At 65.1% G+C, this 7,595-nt stretch carries 7 protein-coding genes; 6 read left to right on the top strand and 1 reads right to left on the bottom strand.

Going from position 1 to position 7,595, the window contains the following annotated elements; genetic code table 11:
- From NTX40_00695 to NTX40_00685, 3 genes are all read left to right on the top strand, one after another.
- On the top strand, window positions 1-428 hold a 428-nt coding region (locus NTX40_00695), incomplete at its 5' end, for an SPASM domain-containing protein (GenBank protein ID MCX5647611.1).
- Between the two features lie 741 nt (window positions 429-1,169).
- Window positions 1,170-2,588 carry a sugar porter family MFS transporter gene (locus NTX40_00690; GenBank protein ID MCX5647610.1) on the top strand — a complete coding sequence of 473 codons (1,419 nt, stop codon included), beginning with the start codon at window positions 1,170-1,172 and terminating at the stop codon, window positions 2,586-2,588.
- The gene (locus NTX40_00685) at window positions 2,588-3,517 is read left to right on the top strand and encodes a carbohydrate kinase (GenBank protein MCX5647609.1); all 930 of its coding nucleotides are present in this window, start codon (window positions 2,588-2,590) and stop codon (window positions 3,515-3,517) included. The genes NTX40_00690 and NTX40_00685 overlap by 1 nt, the downstream gene beginning before the upstream one ends.
- A gap of 149 nt (window positions 3,518-3,666) precedes the next feature.
- Here NTX40_00685 and NTX40_00680 read toward each other — a convergent pair whose 3' ends face one another.
- Entirely contained in the window at window positions 3,667-4,269 is a 603-nt protein-coding gene (locus NTX40_00680) for a PepSY-like domain-containing protein (GenBank protein ID MCX5647608.1), read from the bottom strand.
- A 362-nt stretch (window positions 4,270-4,631) separates the two neighbouring features.
- Here NTX40_00680 and pheA point away from each other — a divergent pair, with 362 nt between their 5' ends.
- The 3 genes from pheA to tpiA form a co-directional block, all read left to right on the top strand.
- Window positions 4,632-5,714 carry a prephenate dehydratase gene (pheA, locus tag NTX40_00675; GenBank protein ID MCX5647607.1) on the top strand — a complete coding sequence of 361 codons (1,083 nt, stop codon included), beginning with the start codon at window positions 4,632-4,634 and terminating at the stop codon, window positions 5,712-5,714.
- Window positions 5,715-5,728: 14 nt separating this feature from the next.
- Window positions 5,729-6,760 (top strand): 3-deoxy-7-phosphoheptulonate synthase, encoded by a 1,032-nt coding sequence (aroF, locus tag NTX40_00670; GenBank protein MCX5647606.1) that lies wholly within the window; start codon window positions 5,729-5,731, stop codon window positions 6,758-6,760.
- An 83-nt stretch (window positions 6,761-6,843) separates the two neighbouring features.
- Window positions 6,844-7,595, top strand: a 752-nt coding sequence (gene tpiA / locus NTX40_00665; protein MCX5647605.1) for a triose-phosphate isomerase, incomplete at its 3' end; no start/stop codon positions are given.

The following is a 7,595-nucleotide window of genomic DNA, read 5'->3' as shown; positions in this document are numbered from 1 at the left end:
TGGACTTCTGGAACGACGGGGCCCTCGTGGGCGGGTGCATGGCGGGCGGGCGGTACTACGTCCACATCAACGTGCACGGCGACGTGGAGCCGTGCGTCTTCGCCCAGTTTGCCGTGGACAACATCCGCGCGAAGTCGCTCCACGAGGTGCTCGACAGCCCGTTCTTCCGTCGAATTCGCGCCCGCCAGCCGTATTCGGACAACTATCTGAAACCGTGCATGATCATCGACCACCCGCACGTGCTGCGCGAGGTGGTGCGGGAATCGGGCGCGCGGCCGACGTACGAAGGGGGCGACGCGCTCCTGAGCCAGGCGGCCGACGGCCTCGACGAGTACGCCCGCCGGTGGGGCGAACTCGCCGACGCCGAGTGGGTCGCCGAAGGCTCCGCCGACCTGGAGAAGGCCGACCGGTTCCGCCTGGCCCAATAGGCGGCTGGAAAAGACCGAAGGTCAGAAAGGTGCGCGGTGTGACTATTTTTTCTGGCATGGTGTTGGCGCAGGGTAGTTAGGAGGCGGCTTCAGCCGCCTTGGCGCCGCGTGAGCGGCGAGTAGACCGGGGCTTTTAGCCCCGGTTCGCAAGCGCGCCAAGACAGCCTGATGTTTTTTCTTTTTCCTCTCCGCCCCGCTTTCAGCGGGGCGGAGAGGGAAAAGAAAAGGAAAGGGAAGGCGGCGGCCGGTCACCCCGCCATAAAATGGCGGGGCTAAACCCCGCTAACGCGGGGCCAAGGCCCATGAATGGGCCTAACAGCCCCGCCGTCGCCGACCCTGCTCTGCGAAGCCCGCTACGCAGGGCGAAGCAGAGGGCTATGGCGGGCAGGCACAGCCAGTCACATCCCCCCTGCCAGGGGCGCGCCGGGACTCAGGGCGGCGCCTTAGGATCGGGGCTCGAATGGCGTGCGGGAGCGGGTGGGCGGTGATCTGCGCCACACACGACCTGCTGGAACTGTTCAGGAGCGGAAAGGCAATCTGGAATTGAGCGAGCGAAAGGAGGGAACGGCGCTCACGCGGGGGGGAAAAATTTACGGTTTTCTGGCTTGACTTGCCCCCCCCCGCAACTAGGATGTCTGCCATTGTTGCGTTTCGACCGGTTCGAAGCCGCGTTCATTGTGAACCGGCGACCGGTCGGGGATTTTCGTGCAACATGTTCTCATCTCACACACGGAGCCGTCCATGAAACAAAGCAGACGTTACGTTTTAGGGTATGCCGTCATTGCGGCCCTTGGCGGGTTGCTGTTCGGGTTCGACACGGCGGTGATCTCCGGCGCGGAACAGAAACTTCAACAACTGTTCCGGCCGTACGAGGGCATAACCGCGAATGCGCAGGCGATCTGGCACGGGTTCCTGGTCTCGAGCGCGTTGATCGGCACGATCATCGGCGCCATCGCGGTGGGCAAGCCGACGGACAGATTCGGCCGGCGCACCGTGATGTTCTGGCTGGCCGTGCTGTATTTCGTTTCGGCCGTGGGCAGCGCGTTGGCGTGGGATTGGTACTCGTTCGTGATTTTCCGCTTTATAGGGGGCCTGGGCGTCGGGGGTGCGTCGGTCGTTTCACCGATGTACGTCGCCGAGATATCGCCGGCGAAAATTCGCGGCCGGCTGGTGGCCCTGGTCCAGTTCAACATCGTCTTGGGTATTCTGCTGGCTTTTTGCTCCAACTTCATCCTCGGGTCGCTGGGCCTGGGTGAACTGGAGTGGCGGTGGATATTCGGCGTGGAGGCGTTTCCGGCGGCGGCGTGGTTCCTGTTGCTGTTCCTGGTGCCGCGCAGTCCGCGCTGGCTGTTGGCCAAAGGACGGGAAGACGAAGCCCGGACGGTGCTGCGGCTGGTGGGGACGGATGCGGCCGACGAATCGGTCGAGGTGGAAATCGTCGCGATCAAGCAGTCGCTGGATATCGAGCGGCACAGTTTGCGTGAGCCGTTCTTCCAGGCCAAGTATCTCAAACCGATCCTGCTCGCTGTTGCGATCGCCGCCTTCAACCAACTCAGCGGGATCAACGCGATCCTGTACTACTCCAAGCGCATCTTCGAGAGCGCCGGGTTCGGGGGGAGCGCCAGCCTGCTGAACTCGGTCGGACTGGGGACGGTGAACCTGATCTTCACGATGGCCGCCCTGGCGGTGATCGACCATTTCGGCCGCAAGAAACTGATGATCTTCGGTTCGGTCGGCTATATCCTCAGCCTGGGCGTCACGGCGGTGACGTTCTATACCCAAAGTCAGATGGTCGAGAATGAAGGCGGCCAGATGGTGCGCCAGATCACCAGCAGCGGCGGGATGATCGTGTTCGTCAGTCTGCTGGTGTTCATTGCGGCGCACGCCTTCGGTCAGGGCGCGGTGATCTGGGTGTTCATCAGCGAGATTTTTCCCAACCGGGTGCGAGCGCGTGGCCAGGCGTTGGGCAGTTTCACGCACTGGATTTTTGCGGCGGTGATCTCACAGAGTTTCCCGATGATCGCCGAAATTTCCGGCGGCCACATCTTCGCCTTCTACGGTTTGTGCATGGTCGGCCAGTTGCTGTGGGTGATCTTCATCATGCCGGAAACCAAGGGCGTGCCGCTCGAAGAGATTCAGAAGAAATTAGGGATTGCCTGATGCCGAAAACGTTTTCGAACCGGCCGCCCATCGCGCCGATTGTCGTCGGTCTCGGCGAAGTGTTGTGGGACGTGTTTGACGACGAGGCGCGATTCGGCGGCGCGCCGGCCAACTTTGCCTCGCACGCCGCCGCCCTGGGCGCGCAAGCGTGGGTGGTCAGCGGCGTCGGGCAGGATCCGCTGGGCGACCGCGCGTTGGACCATCTTGTGGCCCATGGTGTGCGGATCGACACCGTCGCCCGTATTCCGCAGGCGCCCACCGGGTCCGTTCAGGTCCGACTCGATGGCCACGGCTCTCCGCACTTCACGATCCACCGGCATGTGGCCTGGGATTATATTCCCTGGACGGAGGCGACGGCGGATCTGGCGCCGCGTGCGGAGGCCGTCTGCTTCGGCACCCTGGCGCAGCGCGAAGAAGAGTCGCGCCGCACGATCCAGCGGTTCCTGGATGCCACCCGGCCGAATTGTCGGCGTGTGTTCGATGTGAACCTGCGCCAGGACTTTTACGATCGATCCGTGATTGAACAGTCGCTGCGGCGGTGCAACGTGCTGAAGTTGAGCGACGAAGAGTTGCTGGTGCTGGCGCGCTTGTTCAATCTGGACGAAGCATCGGATGCGGCACAACTGGAACAACTGATTGAGCGATTTGATCTGCAATTGGCGGTTCTGACGCTTGGCGGCCGCGGCGCGACCCTGAAGGATCGATCCCAGACGGTCTCGGTTCAGGCGGAACCGGTACAGGTCCGCGATACCGTCGGTGCGGGCGATGCATTCGCCGCGACGGTAACGATGGGCCTGTTGGCGGATTGCGATCTGAGGGCGATCGCAGAACACGCGTGTCGCGTAGCCGGCTACGTCTGCTCGCAAGACGGGGCGGTGCCGATCTTGCCGCCGGAGTTATGTCGATTACCGGTCACGGACGCGCGCTGAACCAACGGACCACCCATTGCGAACGGCACAATACGCGCCCGCCCCCAAAGGGGTCCAACATGAACAGGGACGAGGCGGGCGGCTAAATGTGAACGGCACGCTAAGCCGCCCCGAAGGGGTCCAACGACGAGCAGGGACAAGCGACACAGTCACTCGCCCTTTTCCTCTTTTTTCTCGCCCTTTTCCTTTTCTTCCCACTTGAGGGGCTCGACGACCTTGCCGTCGGCGGCGACGGTGATTTCGCCTTCCTTGCCGTCCTTCTTCAGTTCGGCCTCATAGACGATTTTGGCCTTGTCGAGTTTGACGAGTTGGGCGGGCTTGTCGGCCTCGGCCTTTTTGATTTCAGCGCGGATCTCAATCTTCTTAACTTCCTCAATTTTGGCGTCGGGGTCGGCGGCCTGGACCGCCTGGAGGACGGCCTCCGGCGCGTCCTTCTGGGCGATCTCGGTCTCAATTTCGACGAGCGTGCCGTCGGGAGCGACCTCGACTTCCATCTCCGCGTCGTCCTGCTCGAGTTCAACCTCATAGAGGGTCACGCCCTCTTCCTCTTCGACCTTGACTTCCTCAATCTTGGCCTTGGGGAAGGCGGCCTTGACAGCATCGGCGGCCGCGGGAGGAAGTTCGACCTTGGCCTCTTCCTTGCCCTTGGCTTTGCCCCCGGCGCCCTCATTCTCGCCTGTGCAGCCCGCGACACCAAGGAACAGGATGGCAGCAACCATGCAACCCATCAGCACCCCATATCGTCGCATCATGGCCCATCTCCGTTCGATTGCCCTGGTTTCATCCCGCCACCCCGGCAGGTTGCCGCGCCCGGGGGCAACGGCCGGGCGCACCGTACAAATGAATTATGCTAGCAGGGGCGGGCCGGCAAGTCACCAGAAATCCGGCGGGAAGGGGGAGGAAGGATTGCGGATTTCGGATTGCGGATTGAAAAGCGAACGGCGCGCGGGAGGCCGGCGGTCGCCACCCCGCCACGGCGGGTGTGGCGAGCGGGCATGCCTTTTTAGGTTGACGGTGAGGGCGAAGGGGGCTAAATTGGGGCGTTTCCGGGGGAAAGTATGCGCCAAGCCCGTTCGCGGAAGGACCGCCGAACGGCCGGAAAACGGGGATCCGCATGAGCCTCGAAGCGATTCGAAAGAAGATAGACGAGATCGACCTGGACCTCGTCCGGCTGATGAACGAGCGGGCGAGGTTGGCGGTCGAGATCGGGTGCCTCAAGCGTGAGGCGGGTCAGAACGCGGCGTACGCGCCGGAACGTGAGCGGGAGGTTCTGGAGCGTGTGGCGTCGGCCAGCGCGGGCCCGCTCCGGGAGGCGACTCTGCGGGCGATCTGGAAGGAGTTGATGAGCGGGAGCCTGGCGCTGGAGATGCCGGCGAAGGTGATGTACCTGGGCCCGGAGGGGAGTTTCAGCCACCTGGCGGCGCTGGAGAAGTTCGGGCGGAGCGTGGACCTGGCGGCGGTGCGCGACATTGCGAGCGTGTTCGACGGCGTGTCGCGCGGCCTGGCGGACTACGGTCTCGTGCCGGTCGAGAACACGACGGGCGGCGCGGTGCGCGACACGATGGAATGTTTCCTGGGGGTGCAGGGGCCGGTGAAGATCTGCGCGGAGATGGCGATGCCGGTCCACCAAAACCTGCTGGGCAAAACGGCCGACCTCGCGAAGGTGTTGAAGGTGTACTCGAAGCCCCAGGTCTTCGACCAGTGCCGGGGCTGGCTGAGCCAGAACCTGGCGCACGCGGACCAGGTGGCGGTGGATTCGACGGCGGAGGCGGCGCTGTTGGCGGCGAAGGTGCGCGGAACGGCGGCGATTGCGTCCGCCATGGCCGCGGAACTTTACGGCCTGGCGGTGCTGGCGCCGGCGATCGAGGACAATCCGCAGAACCAGACGCGGTTCCTCGTCCTGGGGCGAGAGAACCCGAAGCCGACAGGACGCGACAAATCGTGCCTCCTCTTCAGCACCGCGCATAAGGCGGGGGCGCTCGTGGAAGTGCTGGACATATTTCGCCGGCACGGAGTGAACATGACGAAGATCGAGTCGCACCCGGCGCCCGGAAAATCGTGGGAATACTACTTCTTCGTGGACATCGAGGGGCACGGGGACGACGAGCCTGTGCGCGAGGCGCTGGAGGAGGCGAAGGCGCACACGCGCGAGTTGCGCGTGCTGGGGTCGTTCCCCGTAATGGTGAGCGCAGGATGAACTGGGCGGGCGGCATGATCATCGTTCTGAAGGCCAACGCGAGCGACGTCGAGGTCCGAGCGGTCATCGAGCGGATCGAGCAGATGGGCCTAAAGGCCCACATGTCGCGCGGCGAGTTCCGGACGATCATCGGGGCGATCGGCGACGAGGCGAAGTTGCGGCCGGAGTCGGTGGCGGTGCTGGCGGGCGTCGAGTCCGTCATGCCCATCATGAAGCCCTACAAACTCGCCAGCCGGGACTTCCACGCCGAGGACACCGTCGTCGAGGTCCGCGGCCGCAAGATCGGCGGCAAGCACCTGGCGGTGATCGCGGGCCCCTGCTCTGTCGAGAGCGAGGAGCAGGTGCGCCTGGTGGCGAAGCGAGTGGCGGCGGCGGGGGCGGCGTTCCTCCGGGGCGGCGCCTTTAAGCCGCGAACCAGCCCTTACAGTTTTCAGGGCCTGGGGCTGGAGGGCCTCAAGATCCTCCGCGACGTGAGCCGGGAGACCGGCCTGCCCGTCGTGACGGAAGTGATGGACGCGCGGCAAATGGAACTCGTGGCGGAGTACGCCGACGTCCTGCAAATCGGCGCGCGGAACATGCAGAACTACGCCCTCCTGACGGAGGTCGGCCACTCGGACAAGCCGGTCCTCCTCAAGCGCGGGCCGGCAGCGACCGTCGAAGAACTCCTCATGAGCGCCGAGTACATCCTCTCGGAAGGGAACCGGAACGTCGTCCTGTGCGAGCGCGGCGTCCGCGGGTTCGACAAGAGCACCCGCTACACGCTGGACCTGGCGGCCGTGCCGAACGTCCAGGGCGTCTCGCATCTGCCGATCATCGTCGACCCGAGCCACGCGACCGGCCGGCGCGACCTGGTGGCGCCGATGGCGTTGGCGGCGGTGGCGGCCGGGGCGCACGGCCTCATGATCGAGGTCCATCCGAACCCGGAGAAGGCCCTGAGCGACGGGCCCCAGCAACTCGTGCCGGACGAGTTCGACGCGATGATGAAGGCCCTCGTGCCGATCGCCAAGGCGGTCGGACGCACCCTGGAGACCGACGCGAAGGTCTAGCCGCTTGCGGCTTAGCGGCCGTTTGCCGTCCAAGTTTTTGCGCGGCGGGTCGGGAGACCTGCCGCGCGAAGGAAGGAACACGGATGCGAAAGCCGTTCATCTGCGGCAACTGGAAGATGAACACGGACCGCGCGGGCGCGGTGGCGCTGGCGAAGGCGACGGCGAAGACCGCGGCCGGGGTGCGGGGCGTCGAGGTCGGCGTGTGTCCGCCGGCACCGTACCTGGAGGCCGTCGTCGCAGCGGCGAAGGGCTCGCCGCTCGTCGTCGGCGGCCAGAACATGTACTTCGAGCGCGAAGGCGCGTTCACCGGCGAAGTGGCCGGACCCATGCTCAAGGACCTCGGGTGCCGCTGCGTCATCCTCGGCCACAGCGAGCGGCGGCACATTTTCGGCGAGACGGACGAGGTGGTGGCGAAGAAGGTGCGTGCGGCGTTCTCTTTCGGCCTCGTGCCGATCCTCTGCGTCGGAGAACTCCTGGAGGAGCGCGACGCGGGACGAACCGAAGAGGTCGTTCGCCGCCACGTCACGAGCGGCTTCGAGGGTCTCGCGAAGGGCGAGGCGCGCCAGGTCGTCGTCGCGTACGAGCCGGTCTGGGCCATCGGAACCGGCCGGACCGCCACGCCCCAGCAGGCCCAGGACGTGCACGCGTTCATCCGCCGCCTGCTGGCGGACCTGTACGGCGCGGACCTCGCGCAGGCGGTGCGGATCCAGTACGGCGGAAGCGTGAAGCCGGAGAACACGGCCGACCTGATGCGCGAGGCCGACATCGACGGCGCGCTGGTCGGCGGCGCGAGCCTCAAGGCCGACGGGTTCGCGAAAATCGTCGCCGAAGGCGC

The sequence above is a fragment of the Planctomycetota bacterium genome (assembly GCA_026387035.1).
Taxonomy (GTDB): domain Bacteria; phylum Planctomycetota; class Phycisphaerae; order FEN-1346; family FEN-1346; genus JAPLMM01.
The sequence above is the reverse complement of the archived record's forward strand: the minus strand, read 5'-3'. Positions and strand labels throughout refer to the sequence as shown.

Bases quoted from the DNA above. Each gene is read 5' to 3' on its own strand.
- NTX40_00690 (MCX5647610.1), top strand. From the start codon at position 1,170: ATGAAACAAAGCAGACGTTACGTTTTAGGGTATGCCGTCATTGCGGCC.
- NTX40_00685 (MCX5647609.1), top strand. From the start codon at position 2,588: ATGCCGAAAACGTTTTCGAACCGGCCGCCCATCGCGCCGATTGTCGTC.
- NTX40_00680 (MCX5647608.1), bottom strand. From the start codon at position 4,269: ATGATGCGACGATATGGGGTGCTGATGGGTTGCATGGTTGCTGCCATC.
- pheA (MCX5647607.1), top strand. From the start codon at position 4,632: ATGAGCCTCGAAGCGATTCGAAAGAAGATAGACGAGATCGACCTGGAC.
- aroF (MCX5647606.1), top strand. From the start codon at position 5,729: ATGATCATCGTTCTGAAGGCCAACGCGAGCGACGTCGAGGTCCGAGCG.